General features: G+C 75.5%; 6 protein-coding genes. All 6 read left to right on the top strand.

The genetic code is table 11. From position 1 onward, the window contains the following. Positions 1–198 precede the first annotated feature (198 nt). The 6 genes from ACIRGB_RS12715 to ACIRGB_RS12740 are packed head-to-tail and all read left to right on the top strand — an operon-like array spanning position 199 to position 26,006. Positions 199–453 (top strand): acyl carrier protein, encoded by a 255-nt coding sequence (locus ACIRGB_RS12715; protein ID WP_403862561.1) that lies wholly within the window; start codon positions 199–201, stop codon positions 451–453. Then, positions 450–2,078, top strand: a complete 1,629-nt coding sequence (locus tag ACIRGB_RS12720; RefSeq protein ID WP_403862564.1) for an amino acid adenylation domain-containing protein — start codon at positions 450–452, stop codon at positions 2,076–2,078. The genes ACIRGB_RS12715 and ACIRGB_RS12720 overlap by 4 nt, the downstream gene beginning before the upstream one ends. Further along, complete coding sequence (locus tag ACIRGB_RS12725; protein ID WP_403862566.1) at positions 2,075–23,182, top strand: SDR family NAD(P)-dependent oxidoreductase; 21,108 nt, start codon at positions 2,075–2,077, stop codon at positions 23,180–23,182. Before ACIRGB_RS12720 ends, ACIRGB_RS12725 begins: the two co-directional genes overlap by 4 nt. Next, a complete protein-coding gene (locus tag ACIRGB_RS12730) occupies positions 23,179–24,414 on the top strand; it encodes a hydroxymethylglutaryl-CoA synthase family protein (RefSeq protein ID WP_403862569.1) in 1,236 nt (411 codons plus the stop codon). The genes ACIRGB_RS12725 and ACIRGB_RS12730 overlap by 4 nt, the downstream gene beginning before the upstream one ends. An 18-nt stretch (positions 24,415–24,432) precedes the next feature. Then, positions 24,433–24,708: a phosphopantetheine-binding protein gene (locus tag ACIRGB_RS12735; RefSeq protein ID WP_403862572.1), complete on the top strand. Its 276-nt coding sequence runs from the start codon at positions 24,433–24,435 to the stop codon at positions 24,706–24,708. Next, positions 24,705–26,006, top strand: coding sequence for a beta-ketoacyl synthase N-terminal-like domain-containing protein (locus tag ACIRGB_RS12740; RefSeq protein WP_403862575.1), 1,302 nt, complete (start codon positions 24,705–24,707; stop codon positions 26,004–26,006). The genes ACIRGB_RS12735 and ACIRGB_RS12740 overlap by 4 nt, the downstream gene beginning before the upstream one ends. Positions 26,007–26,100 lie beyond the last annotated feature (94 nt).

The raw sequence follows: 26,100 nt of genomic DNA on the forward strand, positions 1-26,100 counted from the left end.
CACGCCGAAAAAGTACCCGGACGCCCTTGCGGCGGCGGAAATTCCGTCGTTAGCATCCCCGCGCCGGAATTTATCTCGAACGGGCCCGCACGCCCATTCCGCGACGTTCCCGGAACCGGCCGCGCGCCGCACGGCGATACGGATCACCCGGCACACACCGGCACCACCCCGGCGACGACGAGAAGGACGAGGCGCACCGTGGCGACGAACTGGGACGAGACCTTCGAGAAGCTGGTCAGGGCCGCACTCACCGACTACCCCCCGACCGCCGCGCTGCGCGCCGACGTCCCGCTGCCCGCGCACGGCCTGGACTCCCTCGGCATGGTCGGCCTGTCCGCCCGGCTGGAGGACGCCTACGGCATCGAGTTCCCCGACGGAGCCCTGGCCCCGGCCAGCTTCGCCACCCCGGCCGACCTGTGGCGCGTGGTCAGCGGCTGTCTGGCGGACCGGTGACGCCCGGCGCGCCGGACACCCGGCCGGGCGCCGCCAGAATGCTCCAGGACTGGTTCGCCGACGGCCTCGCCCGCAATCCCGACGGCCCCGCCCTGCGCATCCTCGACCGCCACTGGACCTACGCCGAGGTCGACGCGCTCGCCCGCACCTGGGCCGCCGCCGTCGTCGCGGCCGCCGAGCCGGGCGCACCCGTGGCGGTGCTCGCCGCCAAGACCCCCGAGGCGTACATCGGCCTGCTCGCCGCTCTCCACGCCGGCGCTCCCGCCGTGCCGCTGAACCCGGAGAACCCGGTGGCCCGCAACGCCGCTGTACTGCGGGCCGCGGGCTGCGGTGCCGTGATCGCCGCCCCGGACGCGGCGGGGCAGGTGGCCCGCCTCCTGGAGTCCGCACCCGTCCACGTCGCCCTGGCCCCGGGCACGGACCGCACCGCCCTGCCCGCGAAGCTGCCCAGTGCCGTCGGCGGTGCCCGCGTCCTGACGGTGGAGGAACTGTCCGAACCCGGCGCCGGGCTCGGCCGCCGGTCGGCCGCGGGGACGCCCGACGACCTCGCCTACATCCTCTTCACCTCCGGCTCCACCGGCACACCCAAGGGCGTGCCGGTCAGCCACGGGAACGTCTCGGCGTTCCTCGCCGCCTCGCTCTCCCGCTACGGCGTGCGGCCCGAGGACCGGTTCAGCCAGGTCCACGAGACCACCTTCGACCTGGCGATGTGCGACATCTTCCCGGCCTGGGCCGGTGGGGCGTGCGTGTGCGTCCTGTCCCGGCTCCAGGCCCTGGACCCGGCACGCTGGGTGCGCCGGTACGGACTGACCGTCTGGCACAGCACCCCCAGCCTCGCGCGCGGCCTCCAGCGTGCCGACCGGCTCGCCCCCGGGAGCCTCGCCGGCCTGCGCCAGTCCGTGTTCGCCGGGGAGCCCCTGCACGTGGACACCGCGCGCTACTGGCAGCGCGCCGCGCCCGACGGCGTCCTCGACAACATCTACGGCCCCACCGAACTGACCATCGCCTGCACCGCGTTCCGCTGGCATCCCGGCCAGGACCTGTCCGCCCCGGAATACGGCGCCACCGTGCCGATCGGCGTGCCGAACACCGGGATGGCGGCGATGCTCCTCGGCCCGGACGGCACGCCCGTCGACGGCACCGGCGAACTCGCCCTGACCGGGCCCCAGATGTTCCGCGGCTACCTCGAACCGGCCCAGGACGCGGGCCGGTTCCTGGAGCACAACGGCCGGCGCTGGTACCGCACCGGGGACCAGGTGCGCGCCACCCCGCACGGCTTCGTCCACCTCGGCCGCAAGGACGCCCAGGTGAAGGTCAACGGCTACCGGGTGGAGGTCGGCGAGGTGGAGGCGGCCCTGCGCGACACCTCCGGCACCGACGCCGTCGTGTTCGCGCTCCCGGCGCCCGGCGGCACCCGGCTCGTCGGCTACCTGCTCGGCGACGCCGAACCCGACACCACGCACCTGGCCGAACGGCTCGCCGAGCGGCTGCCGCCCTACATGCTGCCCCGGCACCTGTGGTGGCTGCCCGACGCACCACTGAACACCCATGGGAAGACGGACCGGACCCGGCTGCGCGAGGACGCCGTCCGCCGGCTCGGACACGAGGGGGAAGCCACGCCGTGAACGACCCGATCGAGTGTCACCTCTCACTGCCGCACGACGACTTCATCATGCAGAACCACCGCATCCACCAGGTGTCGGTGATGCCGGGCGCGACCTTCCTCGACATCGTGTACCGCATCCTGCGCGCCCAGGACCTGGACACCGAGCGGGCGACGCTGCGGGACGTGCTCTTCGCCGAGCCCATGGCCACCGCCGTGGGACGCGACCTGGCCGTACGCGTCACGATCGGCGCCCCGGACGCCACCGGCGCCCGCCCGGTGGAGGCGGCCGGCGCGGCCGTGGCGCCGGGCACGGACCCGGCGACGGCGGACTCCGACGGCCTGCCCTGGCGCCCGCACTTCTCGGCCCGGCTCGAGTTCACCGACGAACCCCCGCCCCCGCCGATCGACCCGCGCGCCCTGCTCACCCGCGCCGTGCGCAGCCGGGACATGGCCGAGCTGTACCGGCAGGCACGGGCCGAGGACATCGAGCACGGGCCGCCCATGAAGGGCTTCGGCGAACTCCACCTCCTCGACACGGGCGGTCTGCTGGCCCGCCTCGAACTGGACCCCGCCTCCCGGGACCAGGAGAGCGCCTTCCATCTGCACCCGGCGAAGCTCGACGCCGCCACCCTGGTCACCTTCGGCCACCGCCCGCCACCCGGACCCGACCCGTTCATCCCGGTCCACATCGCGAGGTTCCGCGCCCCGCGCGCGGTGACCGGACCCTGCTGGGTCCACGTGCCGACGGCCGAGACCGTCGCCCCGTCCGGCGACGTGATGCACAACGACTGCCTGGTCTACGACGAACAGGGCCGCTTCGTCGCCGAGTTCACCAAGCTGAGCTGCAAGCGGGTGCGGCACGCGGGCCTCATCACCCGCCTGCTGGACCTCCCGTCCGCACCGCCGCAGCAGCGGCCCGGGCCCGCCGCCGCGACGGGCGGCGATCCCGAGCAGCGGCTCGTCGCGCACCTGCGCACCCTGATCGGCGGCCTGCTGGGCCGGGACCCGGACGCCGTGGACCCCCGACGGGGCTTCTACGAACTCGGTCTGGACTCGGTGACGCTGCTCGAGCTGAGCACCGAACTGGAGAAGGCCGTCGACGGGCGCCTCTACCCGACGCTGCTCTTCGAGTACCCGGACGTCGCCTCCGTCGCGCGCCACCTGGCCCAGCGGCACACCGTCACGCTGCCGGCCGAGGACCGGGCCGCCGCGGCACCGAGCGCGGCGGCGGCCACCGCCCCCGCGCAGCCGCCTGGACGGCCCCCGGCACCCCCGGCGTCCGCTCCCCATCTGAGTCTCCACCGACCCCGCTGGGTCCCGCGGGCCGCCACCCCGGCCCCGCTGCCCCCGGGCGACCTGCTCGTCGTGACCGCCGATCCCGCGCTGCCCGCCGCCTTGCGCCACCGTGCCGCCTCCGGCCGGCGCACGGTGCACGTGCTGCCCGCCGACGTCTACGAGCGCACCGGGACCGACACCTGGCACCTGCCCACCGGCAGCCGCGCCGACTTCGGCCGTCTGCTGGACGAACTCGCCGCCGAGGGTGCCCTCCCGACCGTCCTGGCCGTCTGCCCCGCACCCGCGCCCGGCCCCGCCACCGACACCACCGACGCCTACGACGTCGTCTGGGCGCTCGCCGGCGCGCTGGCCGCCCGCCCCGCCGACACCACCCGCGAACTCCGCTTCCTGTACCGCGCCGACCACGAGGACGCGGCCCCGCAGCACGGCGCGATCGGCGCCCTGGCCCGGGGCATCACCGCGGAGAACCCGGCCCTGCGCTGCCGCAGCACCTGCGTCGTCGGCGCGCCGGACGCGGGGGAACTCGCGGACGTCCTGCTGGCGGAGGCGGCCGACGGCGGCGAGGACAGCGAGAGCATGCACCGGCACGGCGAGCGCCACGTGCGCCGCCTCACCCCGCACACCCTCGACGGACCGGACACGCCCGCCCTGCCCCGGGGAGCCGTCTGCCTGGTCACCGGTGGAGCGGGCGGCATCGGCTCGCTCCTGGCCGAACACCTGGCCGGCACACACGGGGCCCGTCTGGTGCTGTGCGGAACCCGGCCGGCCGACGCCACGACCACCGCCCTGCTCGACCGCTGCGCCGCACGGGGCGGCGAGGCGCACTACCTGCGCGCGGACGTCTCCCGCCCCGAGGACGCCGCGGCCGTCGCCGCCCGGTGCCGCGAGCTGTACGGCCGTATCGACGCGGTCCTGCACTGCGCCGGCCGCACCGACGACGCCCTGCACTTCCGCCGGGACCCGGCCGAGACCCAGGCCGTACTCGCCCCGAAACTGGCCGGCGCCCTCCACCTCGACCGGGCCACCGCCGACAGCGACCCGGCCCTGTTCGTCCTGTTCTCCTCGTTGTCCGCGGTCGTGCCCAACCCCGGCCAGTGCGCCTACGGCTACGCCAACGCCTTCCTCGACGCCTTCGCCGGCCACCGGGCGGCCGACCCCGCGCGTACCGGACGCACCCTGTCCCTCGCCTGGCCCTACTGGGCCGAGGGCGGCATGCGCGCCGACACCGCCGCACTCGCGCGCTCCGCCGCATCCGGGATGCGGCCGCTGCCCACCAAAACCGCGCTCGGCCTGCTGGACCGCTGCCTGGCCCGGCCGGACACCCCGGCCCGGCTGGTCGCCGTACACACCGAGGGGGACGCGGCCGGACCGCTCACGACCGGCCTGTTCGCCCCCGCGCCGGACCAGGCCGCCCCGACGCCGTCGGCCCCCGTGGCCACGCCCACGCCCACGCCCGCGTCCGCGCCCGCGCACGCCTCGGCCCGCGGGCGGAGCGCCCGCCCGGTACCCGAACCCGTGGCGATCGTCGGTGTCGCCGGGCGCTACCCCCAGGCTGCCGACCTGGACGCCTTCTGGGCCAACCTGGCGGCCGGCCGGGACTGCGTCACCGAAGTACCGCCCGACCGCTGGGACCACGACGCCCTCTTCGACCCCGAGCCCGGCCGGCCCGGACGCACCTACGGCCGTTGGGGCGGCTTCCTGGCCGGTATGGACCGCTTCGACCCGCTGTTCTTCGGTATCTCCCGGCGGGAGGCCGAGCGCATGGACCCGCAGGAACGGCTGTTCCTGACCATCGCCTGGCAGACACTGGAGGACGCCGGCCACCCGCCGGAGTCCCTCACCGCCGAGCAGGTCGGCGTCTTCGCCGGCGTCATGTGGAACCACTTCCAGTTCGTGCCGGACCCCGACGACGAGGCCGCCCCGGTGGCCCTGCACTCCTCCGTCGCCAACCGCGTCTCCTACACCTTCGACTTCCGGGGCCCCAGCATCGCCGTCGACACCGCCTGCTCCTCGTCGCTGACGGCGCTGCACCTCGCGGTGGAGAGTCTGCGCCGCGGCGAGAGCACCTACGCGCTCGCCGGCGGGGTCAACCTCATGCCGCATCCGCAGAAATACCTGCAACTCGCCCGCGGACGCTGGCTGTCCCGGGACGGCAGGTGCCGCGCCTTCGGCGAGGGCGGTACCGGCTACGTCCCCGGGGAAGGGGTCGGAGCGGTCCTGCTCAAGCCGCTGGACCGGGCCCTGGCCGACGGCGATCACGTCCACGGCGTCATCCGCTCGGCCCGCGTCAACCACAGCGGCCGCACCAGCGGCTTCACCGTGCCCAGCCCGACCGCGCAGGCCGCGCTCGTCGCCGACGCGGTCCGTGAGTCCGGCGCCGACGTGCGCGACCTCGGCTACGTCGAGGCCCACGGCACCGGCACCTCGCTCGGCGACCCCATCGAACTGGACGGCCTGCGCGCCGCGTTGGCCACCTTCTCGCCCGGGCCCGAGCACGTGGCCATCGGGTCGGTGAAGACCAACATCGGCCATCTGGAGAGCGCGGCCGGCATCGCCGGACTCACCAAGGTGCTGCTCCAGTTCCGGCACGGCGTCCTGGCACCCTCGCTGCACGCCGACACGCTCAACCCGCACCTCGACTTCGGGGACGGCCCGCTGGAGGTGCAGCGCGGCGCCGCGCCCTGGCCGCGCCCGTCCGGCGGCCGGAGACTCGCCGGGATCAGCGCCTTCGGCGCCGGCGGCTCCAACGCCCACGTCGTCCTCGAGGAGCCCCCGGCGGTCCCGGCCCGGCCCGCACCGCGAGGCCCTCGGCTGTTCGTGCTGTCCGCCAAGGACGAGGAGGCCCTGAGGGAGCGGGCGGCCGCCCTGCTCGCCCTCCTCACCCCGGACACGGAAGCGCCCGGTGGTGCCCTCCCGAGGGAGCCCGCGCCGATCCGGTCCCTGGTCGCCCGGCGCCTCGCAGTGCCCGAGGCGGCCCTGAGCGGTGGCGAAACCTTCGAGGACCTCGGCCTCGACCCCGCGGGCCGGCTGGCCCTCGCCCACGACCTGGCCGCGCACACACCGACCGAACAGGCCGTCCCGGCGGCGGAGTTCGCGGCGGCGGTGCACTCCGGCACCACCCTGGACGAGGCCGCCGAGACCTGGGCCGACCTGACCGCGGCGGCCGGCACGGGCGAGCACGGACTGCCGAGGCTCGACGACCTCGCCCACACGCTCCGGGTGGGCCGCACCGCGATGCCGGTCCGGTTCGCGGTCGTCGCCGACGGTCTGCCGGAGCTGCGCACGGCCCTGGAACGCCTGGTCAAGGGCGCCGAACCGGGACCCCGCGCCTACCGGGGGACCGCGTCGGCCGAGGTCCGCGCATCCGCGCGCGGGGCGGCGACCACCGCCGGCACCCTGGAGGACCGGGCCCGCCGCTGGGTCACGGGCGAGACCGACGACGCCGAAGGGCCCGAGGCGGGTCCGCCTGCCCGCCGGGTGCCCCTGCCCGGCTACCCGTTCCGCGAGGAGAGCTGCTGGCCCGGCGGATGGACGGGACGGCCCGTCACGGACCGGGAGACGGCACCCGCGAAGGGCCCCGTCGCGGCCCCCGCCCCGACCCCGGCGGAGCACGCCCCGGACACTTCGCCGGTCGCCGTCCCGGACCCCGCCCCGGCCCTCACGGCTTCCTCCCGCGACGACGGCGCCGAACTCGTCGTCCTGGACGGAGGGATCGGCCTGATCAGGATGAACTCGTCCATGTTCACCGAGCGGCTGCTGGGCGATCTGCGCACGGCCTTCGACGCGGTCGCCGCGCGCACGGACGTCAAAGCGGTCGTCATCACGGGCTCCGACGGCGTGTTCAGCATGGGCGGCACCGCCGAGGCCCTGGAGACCCTGGCCGACGGCGAGGGACGCTTCACCGACCAGGCCTTCGTGTACGAGGGCTTGCTGCGCTGCGACCGCCCGGTGGTCGCAGCGATCGACGGGCACGCCTCCGGAGGCGGCCTGGCCTTCGGGCTGTACGCCGACGTGGTGCTGCTTGCCGAGGAGAGCGTCTACAGCGCCAACTTCGTCGCGTACGGCTTCACCCCCGGCATGGGGGCCACCTACGTCCTGGAACGCCGGTTCGGCTCGGCCCTCGCGGACGAGATGATGCTCACGGGCAGGTCCCTGTCCGGCGCCGAACTGCACCGCCACGGTGCCATGGTGACGGTGCTGCCGCGCGCCGAGGTGCTGCCGGCGGCGCTGGACCGGGCCCGCGCGCTCGCCGCCCGGCCGGAGGGAGCCGTACGCCGGCTCAAGCAGGAACTGGCCGGCCGGGTGCTGGCCCGGCTGGACGACGTGGTCGGGCGCGAGGTCCGGATGCACGAGGAGGTGCTCGGCACCGGCGCCCGCGACCGGGTCAGGGGCCACTTCGCCCGCGTGGAGGCGTTCGGGAAGCCGGGGAACACCACGGTGCCGACCCCCGGCCCCGCGCCCCTGCCCGAGCCCTCGATGGCGCCGACGGCGCAGGCCGCACCGCAGGACGCACCGGAGGCCCTCGCCGGGCCCTCCGAGGCCGAGGTGCGCGAGGACGTCGTCGCCTCCCTGGTGCAAGTCCTCTACCTGCGGCCGGAGGAGATCGACGACGAGCGGACCTTCGCCGAGATGGGACTCGACTCGATCGGCGCCGTCGAGGTCGTCCGCCATCTCAACGAACGGCACGGCGCCGGTCTGGAGGCCGTCGCGGTCTACGACCACCCGACCGTGCCGGCGATGACCACGGCCCTGCTGAGCGCCCGCCGCCGGACGGCGGCCCTGCACCGCGCGGCCCTCGAACCGGCGGCGCAGGCCGAGAACGACAGCCGCGACACCGACACCAGCACCGACGCCGACGCCGACGCCGGAGGCATCGCCCCCGGTCCCACCCCCGCGCCGGAACCCGCCCCGCCGGTCACCCCGGCGCCCCGGCCGGTGCCCCCGGCGCCCAGCACCGCCGTACCGTCCGCGTCCACCACCCCCGCCGGCACGGTGACCCTGCGCCCGGTGCCCCGCCGTTCCCCGGCCGGGACCACGGCCGTGCCCGGCGAGGAGGAGCGGAGCCCCGACCCGGAACCCGAACCGGCCGGTCCACCGGACGGACCGGACGTCGCCTGCGCCGACATCGCGGTGATCGGCATGTCCGGCCGTTTCCCCGGCGCCGACGACCTCGACACCTTCTGGCGGAACCTGGAGGCCGGGCGCAGCGAGATCGCCGAAGTGCCCCCGGAACGCTGGCGCGTGGACCGCTGGTACGACCCGGACCGGTCCGTCACCGACCGCACCGACAGCAAGTGGGCGGCGCTGGTGCGCGGAGCGGACGAGTTCGACCCCGCGTTCTTCCGGCTCTCGCCGCTGGAGGCGGAGGCCATGGACCCGCAGCAGCGCCTCTTCCTCCAGGAGGCGTGGAGGGCGCTGGAGGACGCCGGTCACGGCGCCGGCGGGACCGACCGGCCGACCGAACGCGGCACCCGGGACTGCGGCGTGTTCGTCGGCTGCGGCGCCGGGGACTACGCGGACCTCCTCGCGGCGGCCGGACAGGCCGACACCGGGCACGCCTTCCTCGGCTCCTCGCCGTCCGTGCTCGCCTCCCGCATCTCCTACTTCCTCGACCTGACCGGCCCCACCCTCGCCGTCGACACCGCGTGCTCCTCCTCCCTCACCGCCGTCCACCTGGCCTGCGAGAGCCTGCGCCGGGGCGAGTGCCGTACCGCCCTCGCGGGCGGCGTCGCCCTGATGTTCACCCCGCGACTGCACATCCGGTGCAGCAACGCCGGAATGCTGTCCCCGTCCGGCACCAGCGCCCCCTTCGACGCGCGGGCCGACGGCATCGTGCTCGGCGAGGGCGTCGGCGTGGTCGTACTGAAGCCGCTGGCACGGGCGCTGGCCGACGGCGACCACATCCACGGGGTCATCAAGGCCACCGGGGTGAACGGCGACGGCCGGACCAACGGCATGACCGCGCCCAGCGCCGCCGCCCAGACCGAACTCCTGCGCCGCGTCCACCGCGCGGCCGGCGTCACCGCCGCGGACATCGGATACGTCGAGGCCCACGGCACGGGCACGCCGCTCGGCGACCCGATCGAGGTGAAGGCACTTCAGGACGCGTTCCGCCCCGAGGGACCAGACGGACCCGACGCACCCGACGGACCTGACGGCACCGACCGCGCCGCTCCCGTCGCGCCGACCGTGCTCGGCTCGGTGAAGGCCAACATCGGGCACACCACCATGGCCGCCGGCATCGCGGGCCTGCTGAAGGTCCTGCTGGCGCTGCGGCACCGCAGGCTCCCCCCGACCCCGCACTTCAGCGAGGCCAACCCGGAGATCGACCTGTCCCGGGGCCCCTTCCGCGTGCTCACCGCCGCCGCCGACTGGCACCCCGGACCCCGCGGCACCCGGACCGCCACGCTCAGCAGCTTCGGATTCAGCGGCACCAACGCGCACGCCGTCATCGCCGAGGCACCGCCCCGGCCGCCCGCCCCCGCCGAGGCCCCCGAGACCGGCCGGGCCCGTCTGATCCCGGTCTCGGCACGCGACCGGAACGCCCTGGGCCGCGCCCTCACCGGGCTCGCCGACGCCCTCGACACCGAGGACGCGCCCGCCCTCGCCGATGTCGCACTCACCCTCGGCACCGGCCGCACCCACTTCCCGCTGCGTGCCGCGTTCGTCGTCCGGGACCGGGCCGAACTCGTCCGCGCGCTCCGCGACGCCGCCGCGTGCCGCGAGGCACCGTACGTGTACGCACCGGAGAGCGCCGAGCCCTCACTCCGGGCCCTCGCCGAGACATACGCGCACGGCGGGCCCGTCGACTGGGCGGCCCTGCACCCCCGCGGCGCCGCGCGCCGGGTGCCGCTGCCCACCTACCCCTTCGCCCGCGACCGGCACTGGCTGCCCGGCGCCGGGCCGGACACCGGCGCACCCCGCCGCTCCGAGGACGCCCCCGGCACGCTGACCCAGGCCCTCGACCCGCGCGACCGCGTCGTGGCCGACCACCGGCTCGCCGGGCGGCCCGTGCTTCCCGGCGTCGCCGGCCTCTCGCTCGCCGTACGCGCCGCCGCCCGGCACGGAATCACCGGAGCCGTCCGCGTCTCCCGGGTGCAGTGGCTGCGCCCGGTGCAGGCAGACGCCGTACCCGACGTACGGGTCACGACGAAGGAGGACCCGGCGGGCGGAGTGACCTTCGAGCTGACGGCCGCCGACGGCGCACGGGTCCCGTGCGTCCGGGGCCGCGTGGAGCCGCTCACCGGCGAAGACGCCCCGCAGGGCCCGCTCCCCGTCGAGGCGGTGCGCGCACGCTGCCCCTCCTGGCACCCGGGGAAGGACCTCTACGCCGCCTTCGCCGCCGGAGACCTCGCGTACGGGCCCGCCTACCAGGCGCTGGAGGGCGTCTGGGCGGGAACCGACGAGGCGCTCGGCGTGCTGCGGGCCCCGGACACGCCCGTGGGAGAGAAGGCGTCCTGGCCGCTCGACCCGGCCGTCCTGGACGCGGCCCTCCAGACGCTGACCGTGCTGGTCCGCGACGCCGGGGGCGGACCGCTCGTCCCCTTCGCGCTGCGGGCCCTGGAGGTGCGGGCCCCGCTGCCGGCCCACGGCCACGCGCACGCGGTACGGGACGGCGCCACGTTCACGGTACGGGTGTCCGATTCCGAGGGCCGGGTGTGCGCGTCCTTCCTGGGAGTGGCGCTGCGACCGCTGCCGACGGCGGACGGCGAGTGTGCGCCGGCGGCGGACGGCGAGCGTGCCCCGGCGGCCGGACGACCCGAGACCGTGGTCCTCGTCCCGCAACTGAGGGAGGCCGGCCCGCCGGAGCGGGCGGGGTCCCTGGACGAGGGGACGACCTGGGTGTTCCACACGCCCGCTGCCCGGCCGCTCGCCGGGACCCTCGCGGACGCGGGGCGGCCGGTGACCACCGTCGCCCTCCCCGCCGACGGCACCGCGTCCTTCGCGGTGCCCGACGGGGTGCCGGACACGGTCTACTGGCTCGCTCTGCACGACCCCGCCGAGCCGGTGCCCGTACCGGGTCCGGACCCGGCGACCCTCGGCCTGTTCCGGCTGCTGAAGACACTGCTCGGGCGCGGGGCCGGCAGCCGGCGGCTCGCCGTGAAGGTGGCACTGTCCGGTGCCGTCGCCGACGAGGAGCGGGGACCCGTCCAGCCGCACAGCGCCGGTCTGATCGGGCTGACGCGGTCGGCCGCCGCCGAGTACCCCAAGTGGCGCGCGGGCTGCGTCGACCTGCCCCCGGGGCGGTCCGCGCCGGGCGAGTCGGTGGGCCTTCTGCTGGCCGAACCCTGCACGGAACCCCTCGTCGTCCTGCGCGGCACCCGCCGGCTGGTGCGGGGCCTGGCCCCGCTGCCGGTTCCGCACCCGGCCGGGCCGGGGAAGGCGCTCCGCGACGACGGCGCGTACGTCGTGATCGGCGGTACGGGCGGCATCGGCACCGCGCTCGCCCGCCACCTGGCCCGGCACCACCGTGCGCGGCTGGTGCTGGTCGGCCGCCGTCCGCAGGACGACTCCGTGCGGGCACTGCTCGCCGAACTCGACGCGCTGGGCGGGCAAGCCGCGTATGTGCGCGGCGACGTGGCCGATCCGGCCGACGCCCGGCGGATCGTCGCCGAGGCACGGGAGCGGACGGGCCGGGTCGACGGCGTCTTCCACAGTGCGCTGGTGCTGCGCGACCGCACGCTGGCCGCCATGGACGAGGACACTTTCCTGGACGTGCTGGCGGCGAAGACGACCGGCCTGACGGCGCTGGCCGCCGCGCTCGACGACGAGCCGCCCGGTTTCCTGGTCTGCTTCTCCTCGGCGATCTCCTTCACCGACGCGCCCGGACAGGCCAACTACGCCGCGGCCAGCACCTTCGAGGACGCCTTCGCCGGGTACCTGCGCGAGCGCTCCTTCCCCGCCTCGGTGATCAACTGGGGCTTCTGGGGAAGCGTCGGCGTGGTCGCGCAGCAGCGCCGCGTCGAGCGGTTCGCCGAGCTGGGCATCGGCTCACTCGACCCCGCCGAGGGCATCGCCGCGCTCACCCGCGCCCTCGGGGCGGACCTCGCCCAGGCGGTCGTCGTGAAGGCCACCCGGCGGGGACTCGCCCTCCTCGGCGCCGCACCCGACGACACCACGGACGCCCTGACCCGGGCCCGTGCCGGGTTCGCCGCACTGGAGCGGCTCGCGGCGAGCCTGCTGCGCGCCCGGCTGCCCGGAGCCGACGGCGATCCCGACACCGCCCTGGCCCGGTGGAGCGGCCGGCACCCCGAGGACGGAGCCGGTGAGCGGCTGCTCCGGGCCGTGGCCGACCTGCTGCGGCGCTCCGCACCCGGGGGGCCCTCCGCGCAGGAGGTGATCACCCGCCATCCCGCCATGCGCCCGCACGTCACCCTGCTGCGGCGCTGCGTCGAAGCCCTGCCCGAGGTGCTCGACGGCTCCCGGCCGCCCACGGACGTGCTCTTCCCGGACGGATCCGTGGACCTGGTCGAATCCGTCTACCGGGGCCAGCCGTTGTCCGACCACCACCACCGGCTCATGGCGGCCCAGACCCTGGCCGCCCTCGAACGCCACCGGCGGGCCGACGGCGGGCGTCCGCTGCGGATCCTGGAGATCGGCGCGGGCACGGGCGCCGGGACGGCGTTCGTCCTGGACGCCCTCGACGACGCCCTCGAAGAGGCCCCGCGTGGTCCGGGCGGCACGGGGGGCGCCCCACCGGTGACGTACACCTACACGGACGTCTCGTCCGCCTTCCTCGCGCACGGCGAGCGGGAGTTCGGACCCGGCAGGCCCCACCTCTCCTTCCGGCTCCTCGACATCGAACGCCCGCCCGCGACGCAGGACTTCACCCCGCACGGCTACGACCTGGTCCTCGCCACCAACGTGCTGCACGCCACGGCCGACATCGCACGGACCCTGGCCCATGTGCGCGAACTGCTGGCCCCCGGCGGCACCCTGCTGGTCAACGAGGTCACGCGGGCCTCCGACTTCCTCACCCTCACCTTCGGACTGACGCCCGGCTGGTGGGCGTTCCGGGACGCGGAGCGCAGGCTTCCGCACACGCCCCTGCTGGGGCCGGACCAGTGGCACCGGGCGCTGACCGCCGGCGGATTCGGGCCGGTCCGGACCCTGGGCGTGCCGGACACCCCCGTCGAGCGCCTGGACCAGTGCGTGTTCGTGGCCCGGACGGCTCCCGAGCCCGTCGCCCCCGAGGCCGCACCCGACGGCGCCCGGGTCCGCGCGTACGTGCGTGACGTGTTCGCCGAGGTGCTGAAGTTCGACCCCGGCGCGCTGGCCGACGAGGTCACCTTCGACAACTACGGGGTCGACTCACTGGTCAGCCTGCGCATCGTCAGCCGCTTCGAGGAGGACTTCGGCGAACTGCCCGCGACGCTGCTCTTCGAGCGGCTGACGATCGCGCGGCTGGCCGACTACTTCGCCGAGGAACACCCCACGGCCGTCGCCGAGCTGCTCGCCCGGCCGGGCGAGCGCCCGCAGACGCCCGCGGTCGCCGAGCCACCGGCCCCGGACCCCCGGCCGCTGCCGGGCCCGGCAACGGCCGGGGACATCGCCGTGATCGGGGTCAGCGGCCGCTACCCGGGCGCACCCGACCTGGACACGTTCTGGCACAACATCGCCTCCGGCACCGCCTCGTTCAGCGAGGTGCCGGCCGAACGCTGGGACTGGCGGCCGACGTTCGACGCCCGGCGCGGCACGCCGCAGCACACCTACAGCCGATGGGGCGCCTTCCTGGACGGCGTCGACCGGTTCGACCCGGCGTTCTTCGGCATCCTGGGCCGCGACGCGGCACACATCGATCCGCAGGAACGGCTGTTCCTGGAGACCGCCTGGAACCTGCTGGAGGAGAACGGTCACCTCGGTCCTGACACCCACGACCCGGACACCGGTGTCTTCGTCGGCGTCATGTACGGCACCTACGGACAGCTCGCCGCCACCGGCTGGCCCCGGGGCCGCCTGTCCGGCGCGCACTCGGCCCACTGGTCGGTCGCCAACCGGGTGTCGTACTTCTTCGACTTCCAGGGCCCGAGCCTCTCCGTCGACAGCGCCTGCTCGTCCTCGCTCACCGCCGTCCACCTGGCCTGCGAGAGCCTGCGGCGCGGCGAGTGCCGTACCGCCGTGGCGGGTGGAGTGAGCCTCATCCTGCACCCCGCCCACCACGTGTCGCTGAGCGCCCTCAACATGCTGTCCGCCGACGGCAGGTGCAAGGTGTTCGACGCCGACGCCGACGGGTTCGTGCCCGGCGAGGGCGTCGGCGCCGTCCTGCTCAAACCGCTCGACCGCGCCGTCGCCGACGGCGACCGGATCTGGGCGGTGATCAAGGGCGGCGCCATGAACGCCGGCGGCAGGACCGGCGGCTACACCGTCCCCAACCCCAACGCGCAGGCCGCCCTGGTCCGCCGTGTTCTGGAGCGCACCGGCGTGCCGCCCGAAACCGTGTCGTACGTCGAGTGCCACGGCACCGGCACCTCCCTGGGCGACCCGATCGAGATCGCGGCACTCGGCAAGGCGTTCGGCGCGGCCCCCCGCCCGGCTCCCTGCGCGGTCGGCTCGGTCAAGTCCAACATCGGGCACCTCGAGGGCGCGGCGGGCATCGCCGGACTGACCAAGCTGCTGCTCCAACTGCGCCACCGCCGCCTCGCACCCTGCGTCAACCTCGACACCCCCAACCCCAGGATCGACTTCGCCGGCGCGGCCCTGGAACCGGTCACCACGCTCACCGACTGGCCCGCGTCGCCCGACGGGACTCCCCGCCGGGCCGGCGTCAGTTCCTTCGGCGCGGGCGGCGCCAACACCCACCTGATCCTGGAGGAGTACGTCCAGCCGGACACGACCGCTCCCGAGGCCACCGGACCCCAGCTCTTCCTGCTGTCGGCGCGGTCCACCGAACGCCTCCGCGTATACGCCCGCCGCGTCGCCGACCACCTCGCGGGCCCGGACGGCACCGGGACCGCCCTCGCCGCGCTCGCCCGGACCAGCCAGACCGGCCGCCGTCACTTCCCGGAACGGCTGGCGGTCGTCTGCGCCGACACCGACCGGCTCGCCGTCCTGCTGCGCTCCTTCGCCGACACCGGCCGTGCCGAGATCCCCGGCCTCGTCGTCGGCAGGGCCGCCCCCGGCCGGGGCGACCGGCGCCACGGGCCCGGCTCCGCGCTGCTGCGCGACGCCCGGGGCAGCGATCCGGCGCGGGCCCTCGCGCGGCTCGGCGGACGCTGGGTCAGCGGTGACGACGTCGACTGGGCCGTGTTGTGGGAGGGGAGCGCGGTACGGCGGGTGCCGTACCCCACGTACCCCTTCGACCGGACCCGGCACTGGCTCGACACGGGCGTGACGGACCCGACCATGGGAGGCACCACCGTGCGGGAGCCGGTTCAGGAAGCGGCCGGGACGCCCCGACCCCCGTCCCGGAACGACGGGCCCGGCGCCCTGCACCGCCTCGTTCCCACCCTGGAGCCGTGCCCTCGGGACGCGTCCGTGCCGGTCGACTCGCCCCGCCGGGTCCTGCTGCTCGGGCCGGACTCCTCCGTGCGCCGCGCCCTGGCCGAGGAGTTCGACCGCCGGGGCGCCCACTGCCTCGCGGTGAGCGCGGGCGCGGCGGAGGCGGACGATGCCGTACCGGCCACCCCCGACGCCCTGCGCCGGTTCGTGGACGACCTGGCCGAACGCGACCTGCTGCCCGACACGCTCGTCCTGGCCTGCCCGCCGGAGGCCGGACCACCCGGGCCCGGCAGCGTCGCCGACGACCTCGACCGCGGAGCCCATCCGCTTCTGTGGACGGCGGCGGCCCTGCTCGCCCGCGACCGCCGGGTGCGGCTGCGTACGGCCGTCGCCCACGGGCCGGCCGCGCGGCAGCCGCAGTTCTCCGCGACGGGCGCCCTGCTCAAGTCGCTCGCGCTGGAGCACAGCGGCTGCGCCGCGGTGACCCTCGGCTTCGAGACGTACGAGGACGCGGCGTCCGACACCGCCGCGGCGGCCCGGTTCGCCGAAGCCGTCGCCGACGAACTGGAGCACTGCGGCGACGGCGTCACCGAAGTCGTCCACGACCGCGACGGGCGGCGGCACCTGCGCCGCCTCACCGAGCGGCCGGTGCCGCCCGGGACCGCCGACGCGCCGCTGCCGGTGGTGGCGGGCGGCACCTACCTCGTCACCGGCGGCGCGGGCGCCCTCGGCCGGATCCTCGGCGGGCTCCTCGCCGACACCGCCCCCGTCAACCTGGTGCTCGCCGGACGCTCACCGCTCGACGACGACATCGAGCGGCGCACGGCCGAGCTGTGGCGCGGCGGCAGCACCGTCTGGTACCGGCGGACCGACCTCTCCTCCGCGACGGACGTCGACGGACTGATCGCCGACATCCGCAGCCGTTACGGCACGCTGAACGGCATCGTGCACGCGGCCGGAGTGCACCGCGACGCCCGCGCCGTGGCCAAGACCGCCGCCGAAGCGGCCGAGGTGCTCGGTCCCAAGGTGGCCGGCACGGTGCTGCTCGACCACGCCACCCGCGCCGAGGACCTCGACTTCTACGTCTTGTGCGCCTCCCTGGTGGGGGAGACCGGCAACCTCGGACAGACCGACTACGCCTACGCCAACGCCTTCCAGCTGGACTTCGCCGAGGCCAGGGAGCGGCTGCGCGCACACGGCGAGCGCCCGGGGCGGACCGTGGCGATCGGGTGGCCGCTGTGGGAGGACGGCGGCATGGACGTCGACGACGCCACCCGCAGGCTCTTCGCCCAGCTCTGGTCGATGGCACCCCTGCGCACCGGCACCGGACTCGCCGCCTTCCGCGCCGCCCTGACCGGCACCGATACACGGTGGCTGCCGGTGGAGCGACTGCCCGAGGAGCGGACGCGGGCGGAGCGGACACCCGTGCCGCGGCCCCCGTCCCCGGCCACGCACCCGACCACTCCGGCCGAGCCGTCCGCCGGGTACGAGAGGGAGGTACGTACGGACACCACGAGCGGCGCCCGGCACCCGGGCACCGATACCCCGAACGAGGCGGTGCGACGCCGACTGCGCGCCTTCACGGCGGAGTTCCTGCTGGTCGACCCGGACGAGGTCGACACCGCCGCCGAACTGATGGACCTCGGCTTCGACTCGATCTCGCTGAGTGAGCTGATCGTCCGCGTCAACGACCACTACGGGCTGGAACTGCTGCCGACCGTCCTGTTCGAACACCCCACGCTGGACGACGTGGCCGCCCACCTCAGCCGCGAGCACCCGGCGGAGGTGAGCGCCGTGGACCCGGCCCCTGCCCCAGCCCCTGCTCCGGCCGTGAACCCGGCCGTGGACCCGGCCCCGGAACCGGAGTCTCCCCGGCCCGCGGCGGTGGTCCGGGACCCGGCCCCCGTCGCCCCGGCGCGGCCCCCGGCGTCGGCTCCCGCGCACCGGCGCCGGGACGTGGCCGTGATCGGGATGGCGGGGCGGCTTCCGGGGTCGCCGGACCTGGACGCCTTCTGGCGGCATCTGAGCGCCGGGGACGACCTGGTCGGGCCGGTGCCCGCGGACCGCGCCGACCTGCTGGCGGACGCCACCACGGCGGGCCTGCGCGGCGGGTTCCTCGCCGACGTGGCCGACTTCGACGCCGCGTTCTTCCGGATCTCCCCGGCCGAGGCCCGGCTGATGGACCCCCAGCACCGGCTGTTCCTGGAGACGGTCTGGCGCACCTTCGAGGACGCCGGACACCGGCCGGAGGACCGCGCGGGCACCTCGACCGGCGTCTTCGTGGGCATGGCCACCTCGGACTACGGCGAGCTGATCGCCCGGTCCGGCGCGGACCCCGAGGCCCACATGGCCACCGGAGTCGCCCGCTCCCTGGTCGCCAACCGCGTCTCCCACCTGCTCGACCTGCGCGGACCCAGCGAGACCGTCGACACGGCGTGCTCCAGTTCCCTGGTCGCCCTGCACCGCGCGGTCGGTGCCGTGGCCGGCGGCGAGTGCGACGAGGCGATCGCGGGCGGCGTCAGCCTGGCGCTGAGCCCGGGGCTGTTCCGGGTGTTCGACCAGTCCGGCATGCTGAGTCCCGCCGGACGCTGCCGCACCTTCGACAAGGACGCCGACGGATACGTCCGCGGGGAAGGGGTCGGCGCGGTGCTGCTGAAGCCGCTGGAGCGGGCCGAGGCCGACGGCGACCGCATCCTCGCCGTCGTCCGCGGCACCGCCGTCAACCACTGCGGGCGCTCGCCCTCGCTGACCGCCCCCAACCCACGTGCCCAGGCCGACGTCGTGGTCCGCGCCCACCGTGCCGCCGGAATCTCCCCGGCCACCGTCACCTACATCGAGACCCACGGCACCGGCACCCGGCTCGGCGACCCGATCGAGACCGAGGGACTCAAGGACGCCTTCACCCGCCTGTACGGCGACTCGGGCGAACCCGTGCCCGCCGATCCGCACATCACGCTCGGCTCGGTGAAGACCAACATCGGCCACCTGGAGGCGGCGGCCGGGATCGCCGGGCTGCTCAAGGTGCTGCTCGCCCTGCGGCACCGCACCCTCCCCGCCCACCTGCACCTGCGGGAGACGAACCCCTACCTCCGGCTGGACGGCACACCCTTCCGTATCGGCACCAGCACCACCCCGTGGGAGGGCGCCAAGGACGAGCACGGCCGCCCCTCCTGGCGGGCGGGGGTCAGCTCGTTCGGCTTCGGCGGCACCAACGCCCACGTCGTCCTGGAGGCCTGGACGCCACCCGACGACGCACCCCGGCCGGCCGGACGCGCCCACGCGGTGCCGAGGGCCGAGTTCCAGCCGCGCCGCCACTGGTTCAGCGCCCCGACCGCATCCCGGCCGGCGAGGACGGAGTCCCCCATGCCGCACCCCGAACAGACAGCCACGACCACACACCCGCGCCAGGACCCGAATCCCGCACCCGCCGCACGCCCCCGAGTACGGCTCCAGCCCCTCGACGCGACCGCACCGGCCGCCCCCGAGGAGGTCGCCCCCGCTGAGGTCGCCTCGAAGGAAGCCGCTCCCGTCCGGCCGACCCCACGGACCCGCGTCGAGCACCCCGCGGAAGCGGACACCGCGCGCCCGGCGGCACCCGCGACCGGCGACACCGGGCCCTCCGTGACGGAGATCCGCGCCACCGTACGCGACCTGGTCGCCGACGTCCTCGGCCTGTCCGCCGCCGACCTCGCCCCCGACACGCCCTTCGCCGACCTCGGCCTGGACTCCATCTTCCGCATGGACGTGGCCCGTGCCCTCAACGACCTGCACGGGCTCGACCTCCAGGGCGCCGAGCTGTACGAGCACGACACCATCGCCGCCCTCGCGGACCACGTGCTGACGGCCCTCGGCACGGGCGCGACCCGGCCGGCACCGCGCGAGATCCCGCCGCCCGCACCGGATGCCCACGACGACGCCCGTGACGAGGCCCGTGACGCCCTGCGCCAGGTGCTGGAACAGGCCCTCGGCCGACCCTTCGATCCGACGGCCACCTTCGAGGACAACGGCTTCACCTCCTTCGACATGCTCCGCGGTGTCAGTGCCCTGGAGACCGGCCTCGGCGCCCTGCCCAAGGCCCTGCTCTTCGAGCGGCCCACCCTCGACCGGCTCACCGACTCCCTGTGCGAGACCCATGGCGAGCAGGCCGTCGCCCGGGTCCGGCCACCGGCCCCGCAGGAGTCCCCGGCACCCGCTTCCGGCCCGGCCACCGGGGCCAGGACACTCACCCGTGCCGAGGCCGCCGCCGACCCCGAACTCGGTCCGGTCGTAGCGGAGTTGGAGCGGCGCTACGGCAAGGAGAGCGGGCTCGGCGGCCGTGACATCGCCCCGCACCTCTTCGTCGGCGCCGAACGCCGCGGCCTCTTCGCCCTGTCCAAGCGGGACCGGACCCTGCTCGTGTGGAACTACACCGGCCCCGAGGACCACTTCGCCGAGCTGGCCGCCGAGTACTTCGACCACGCCCGGCGCACCGGCCAGCGCCCCAATCTGCTGTCCCTGGTCCGCCTGGCGGAGGTGGGCGGGGAGCCCGTCACCGCGACCCCCTTCGGGGCGCTCCAACGCATCGAGGACCTCGCCTCCTTCAAGCTGTCCGGCGGCCGGATGAGCCGCCTGCGGTACATGGTCAAGCGGTTCGAGAAGGCCGGTGCCTGCCGGACGGTCGAGTACCGCAGCGGCGACGACCCGGCCGTGGACGCGGAGCTGGCCGCACTCGTGGACGGCTGGGCGGCGACCAAGCAGATGGTCAACCCCTATGTGCGGCGGGTGCGCGAGGAACTGGCCGGCGGCAGGCTCGACGAGCGTCACCGGCTGTTCCTGACGTATCTGGACGACGCCCTGGTGAACGCCGTCGTCGTCACCCGGATCCCGTCCGAGAACGGCTACCTCCTCGACGTCGAGTTCTACCCCGGCCACATGCCGCTCGGCGGGCTGGAGTTCGCCCTCGTGCGGATCCTGGAGCGACTGCGCGAGGAGGGCTGCGAGATCTTCAGCTTCGGCGCCAGCTTCGGCGGCGAGCCCGGCACCTCGCCCAACGCGTCCGAGGCCGCCGTACGCGCCCTGGCGGAGCTCCGCGACGCCGGCATCTTCGGCGGCGGCAACTACCAGTTCAAGAACAAGTTCCGTCCCGAGAACCGGACCCTGTACCTGGTACAGCCCGAGGGCGACGGGGCCAGCGAGGTCAGCGACGTCATCCTGATGATCGCGGACCCGGCGGCACCCGCGGCCGCCGCCACCCCCGCACCCGACCCCGAGCAGGCGCCGCGCGCGGCCCAGCTGTCCGCGCACGGCCACAATCCGGTCCGGCTGCCGCACCTGGCCGTGGAACTGGACCTGATCACGGACTCCTGGGCGGACCGTGCCGATCCCTGGCAGCGTGACAGGATGCGGGCGCTGGGCGAACGGGCCGACGCCGCCGGGGTCACCGGGGAGGAGCCGCCGGCCGTGCCCTGGCTGCCGTTCGCCCACCGGTACTTCGCGGCGTCCGGCCGTGCGGCCGAGGAGCGGGTCTGCCGGGCCTGGCCGGGGCCGCGCGGCCGGGTCCTGCACGCCTCGGCCTTCCCGACCTGGCTCGGCGCGCTGACGGAACACGGCTTCGACCCGTCGATCGCGCTGCCCGTCGTGGGCGAGGGCCCCTTCGCGGCGGACCTCCGGCTCACGGCACTGGAGGACGCGCTGGACCGGTACGCCGGGCAGGTGTCCTTCGTCCTCGTCGAGACCGCCACCAACGCCCACGGAGGCGCCCCGCTCTCCCTGGAGAACCTGCGCGGCGTCGCGGAGCGCACGCGGGCCCGCGGCGTGCCGCTGCTGCTGGACGCCACCCGGCTGCTGGACAACGCGCTGCTCGTCTCCGGCGCCGACCAGGGGCGGCCCGCCCGGGACCCCTGGGAAGTGGTCCGCGAGATGCTGGGCCTCGCCCAGACGGTGACGTTCAGTCTCTCGAAGGACTTCGGGGTCGACGGCGGCGGACTGATCGCCACCGGCGACGAACGCCTGGCCGAGCGGCTCACCGAGCGGATGCTGGAACGAGGCCGGGAACCCGGCCTGTCCGCCCGCCGACTGCTGTCCGCCGCCCTGCTGGACCAGGAGTCCACGACACGGCTGGTGACCGAGCGGGTGGCGAACGTGGCCGCGTTCCGGCAACGCCTGGAGCTGGGCGGGGTGCCCCTGGTACCCGGCCCCTCCGCACACTGCGTGCTGCTCGACGTCGACAAGGCCGCCGCCGGCAGCACGCTCCGCCACCCCGTCGCCTCCTACCTGGCCGGGATCTACGCGGCCACCGGCGTACGCGGCGGCCCCCACCTCACCCCCGGCGCCCGCCTCGCCGACGGCTCCGCACCCCCGCAACGGCACCTGATCCGGCTCGCCGTACCGCAGGGCATGGACCGTGAGACCCTGGAACGGGGCGCCGACCGGATCGCCGCGCTCCTCGCCGCCCCGGCACCGCTGCCGGACCTCACGGAGGTCACCGCCCCCGGGCCCGCCGCACTGCGCTCCTACCACCCCACCGACGCCCTGCCCACCGACATCCGCGAGGCCCTGGAGGAGGGCCCCGCACCCGCCACCACCGCGTCCGCCAACCACGAGGTGCTCAGGGAGCGGGTCCCCGGGGTGCGGCGGCACCTGCTGCCGGTGGCCGACGGCACGGTGGAGGTGTTCGACTGCGGCAGCGGCCCGGCCGTACTCATGCTGCCGCCGTTCAACATCGGCGGCGGCGTCTTCGCCGACCAGATGGCCGGCCTGTCGGACCGCCACCGGACACTCGTCGTCCACCACCCCGGCGTGGGCGCCACCACCACGGCGCACGACATCTCGCTGCCCGGCATCGCCGACCTGTACGCCGACGTCCTGGACCGGCTCGACGTGCGGGACCCGGTGCACGTGGTGGGCACCTCCTTCGGCGGTCTCCTCGCGCAGAGCTTCGTCCTCGCCCACCCCGGCCGGGCCGCGTCGCTGGCGCTGGTGTGCAGCTCGTACCGGTACGCCAACCGCGTGGGCGAGGTGAACCGCCTGGCGGACCTGGTCGCCGAGGACCTGGACCGGATCGTCGCCGCGGGCGCCGAGGCCGTGGCGCGGCACCGCGCCGAGTACACCGAGCGGCTGCTGCGCTGCGAGAGCATGGCCCCGCACATCGGACTGCGCTACCTGGACGTCTTCGCCCAGCAGCCCGACCTGCTGGGGCGGCTCGGCGACATCGCCGTACCCACCCTCGTCGTGGCCGGCGGGGTCGACGCCGTCGTACCGCGCAAGACCTCGCACCTGATGCACGGCGCCATCCCCGACGCCCGCTACCACGAACTGCCGCGGGCCGGACACTTCCCGACCGTCACCGACCCCGACGGGGTGACCGCCGCTCTGGCCGCCTTCCTCGCCGAAGTCGGGGAGGAGCGATGACCGGGTACGGCATCGAGGCCCTGGACGTGTACGCGGGCAGCGCGGCCGTCAGCGCCCGCGCGGTGTTCGACGGACGGGGCCTGGACCCGCGCCGCTTCGACAACCTCGCCTCCGACCGGCGGTCCGTGGCGCTGCCCTTCGAGGACCCCGTCACCCACGCCGTCAACGCCGCACGCCCCCTCCTGGACCGGATGCCGCCGGCCGACCGCGACCGGATCGAACTCCTCGTCACCACCAGCGAGTCCGGCATCGACTACAGCAAGTCCATCGCCTCCTACGTCCACCGGCACCTCGGCCTGCCGCCCACCTGCCGCATGCTGGAGATGAAGCAGGCCTGCTACGCGGCCACCGGCGCCCTGCAACTCGCCGTCGGCTACCTGGCCGCCGGACTCTCACCCGGCGCGAAGGTGCTCGTCGTCGCCACCGACATGTCCCTCGCCGACGAGCGCGCCCAGTACGCCGAGCCGGTCACCGGCACCGGAGCCGTGGCGCTGCTCGTCGGCGACCGGCCCCGCGTTCTCACCGCCGACCTGGGCGCGTTCGGCGTGCACGCCTTCGAGACCCTGGACTCCGCCCGGCCGGGCCCCGACCTCGACATCGCGGACGCCGACCGGTCGCTCATGGCCTACCTGGAGTGCTTCTCGCGCAGCTTCGCCGACTACCGCACCCGCGTGGAGGGCGCCGACTTCGCGACCACCTTCGACCTGCTCGCCCTGCACACCCCGTTCTCCGGCATGGTCCGGGCCGCGCACCGCAGGCTGCTGCGCGAGGAGTACCGCAGCCCCGCCGACGCCGTGACCGAGGACTTCGAACGCCGGGTCGCACCCTCCCTGATCCACCCCGGCCAGACCGGCAACCTCTTCTCCGGCTCGCTCTACCTGGCCCTCGCCAGCGCGCTCGACCACACCGCGCTCGACGGCCCCGCCCGCGTCGGGCTGTTCTCCTACGGTTCCGGCTGCTCCTCCGAGTTCTTCAGCGGCGTCGTCGGCCCCGAGTCGGCCGCCGCCGTCGCCGAGGCACGCATCGGACCCCGGCTGCGGGCCCGAGCCGACCTCGACTTCGCCGAGTACACCGCGCTGCTCGCGGAGAACACCGCCTGCCTGCGGCCCGTCCCGCACCGCGACATCGACCCCGGCCGCTACGACGCCCTGCTGCGCCGGGCCGTGGACCGTCCCCAGCTCCTCGCCCTGACCGGCGTACGCGACCACCACCGCCAGTACGCGTGGATCTGACGAACCGGAGGTAGCCCCATGAACGGATCGGACGCCGGCGTCGCCGGCCCGGACAACGCCGAAGAACGAGTCCTGGCGGTGCTGCGCCGTACCACCCTGGACATCGTGCCGGAGGTCGAACCGGCCTCGTTCACGCCCGACCGGACCCTGTCCGACCTGGGCTGCAACAGCATCGACCGGGCCGAGATCGTCACCCTGACCATGGAGGAGCTGGACATCGCGGTGCCCGTGCACGAGTTCCACCAGGGGATGGACATCGGCACCCTGGCCGCACTCATGCGCAAGCAGCTGTGAGCGGACCTGCCGCGGACGGGCACGCGGTGGTGGTGACCGGGCTCGGTGTGCTCGGCGCCGTCGCGGCCGGCCCCGAGGACCTGACCGTCGCGCTGCGCTCGGGACGGTGCGCCCTCAGCGCACCGCCGTCACCCGCCGACGCGGACCGGCCGGGCGTGTCCTGGCCCGCGTTCACCGCCGACCTGGCGGCGGACGACGTACCCGACCGGGCCCTGGAGACGCTGCCCGGACTGCCCGACGCCCTGCGCGGCGCGGCGCGGCGTACCGTGCTGCGGGCGCCGGTCCCGGTACGGGCGGGTGTCGTCGCCGCGCTCCAGGCATGGCTGGAGGCCGGGCTCGACCGTACGGCGCCGCCGCCCGAGCGCATCGGCGTCACGGTGGCGGGCAACAACCTGACGGAGCGGGTCACCGAGGACGGCCGGGCCCGTGCCGAGCGCAACCCCGCCCACCTGCCCGCCCGTTACGCCCTTCAGCACCAGGACACCGATCACGTCGCCACGCTCAGCCGCGTCCTGGGCCTGCGGGGCGAGGGCTGCACGGTCGGCGGCGCCTCGGCGAGCGGCAACCTCGCCCTCGTGCAGGGCGCCCGGATGCTCGCCGCCGGGGCCGCCGACGTGTGCCTCGTCGTGGGCGCGATGACCCGGCTGTCGCGGCTTCAGACCCGCGGCTTCCTCACGCTCGGCGCGATGGCCCCGGCGGACGGCGCCCCCGCGCGCCCCCCGGCGCCGTTCGACACCGGCCACCGGGGCTTCCACCCCGGGCAGGCGGCGGCCTGCATGGTCCTGGAGACCGCCGCCTCCGCCCGGCGCCGCGGCGCGCCCGCCCTGGCCGGACTCGCGGGCGGCGCCGTCGTCCTGGACGGCAACCATCTGGCCGACCCGTCGGTGGACGGGGAGGCACGGGCCATGTCCGGGGCACTCGCGCGAGCGGGCGTGGGCGCGGCGGACATCGGCTGGGTCAGCGCCCACGGCACCGGGTCGCCGCTGGGCGACCGTACCGAGGCGGACGCCCTGCGCAAGGTCTTCGGAGCGGGCGGCGAGAGCCCCTGGATCAACGCGACCAAGACCCTCTCCGGGCACTGCCTCAGCGCCGCCGGCGTGGTCGAGGCGGTGGCCGCCGTACTGCAACTGCGGGCCGGGTTCGTGCACCCCGACCCCGGTCTTACCGAACCCGTCGACGCCGGCCTGCGCTTCGTGCGCGACGAGCCGCGGCGCGCGACCGGCGGGTTCGTGCTCTCGAACGGATTCGGCTTCGGCGGCATCAACACCGCCGTCGTGCTGGCCCATCCGGACGCCTGAGCCGAGCCGTCGAGGGCGCCGATGCTCAGAAGTGAACAGAACCGGGGCACCGCCGGAACGTAGGGTCGCCACCCGTGCCGGGAGCGGGCCGATG

It is taken from the genome of Streptomyces sp. NPDC102490 (assembly GCF_044765285.1).
In the GTDB taxonomy this organism is placed as follows: domain Bacteria; phylum Actinomycetota; class Actinomycetes; order Streptomycetales; family Streptomycetaceae; genus Streptomyces.

Coding starts and splice junctions, on each gene's coding strand:
- ACIRGB_RS12730 (WP_403862569.1), top strand. CDS start 23,179: ATGACCGGGTACGGCATCGAGGCCCTGGACGTGTACGCGGGCAGCGCG.
- ACIRGB_RS12735 (WP_403862572.1), top strand. CDS start 24,433: ATGAACGGATCGGACGCCGGCGTCGCCGGCCCGGACAACGCCGAAGAA.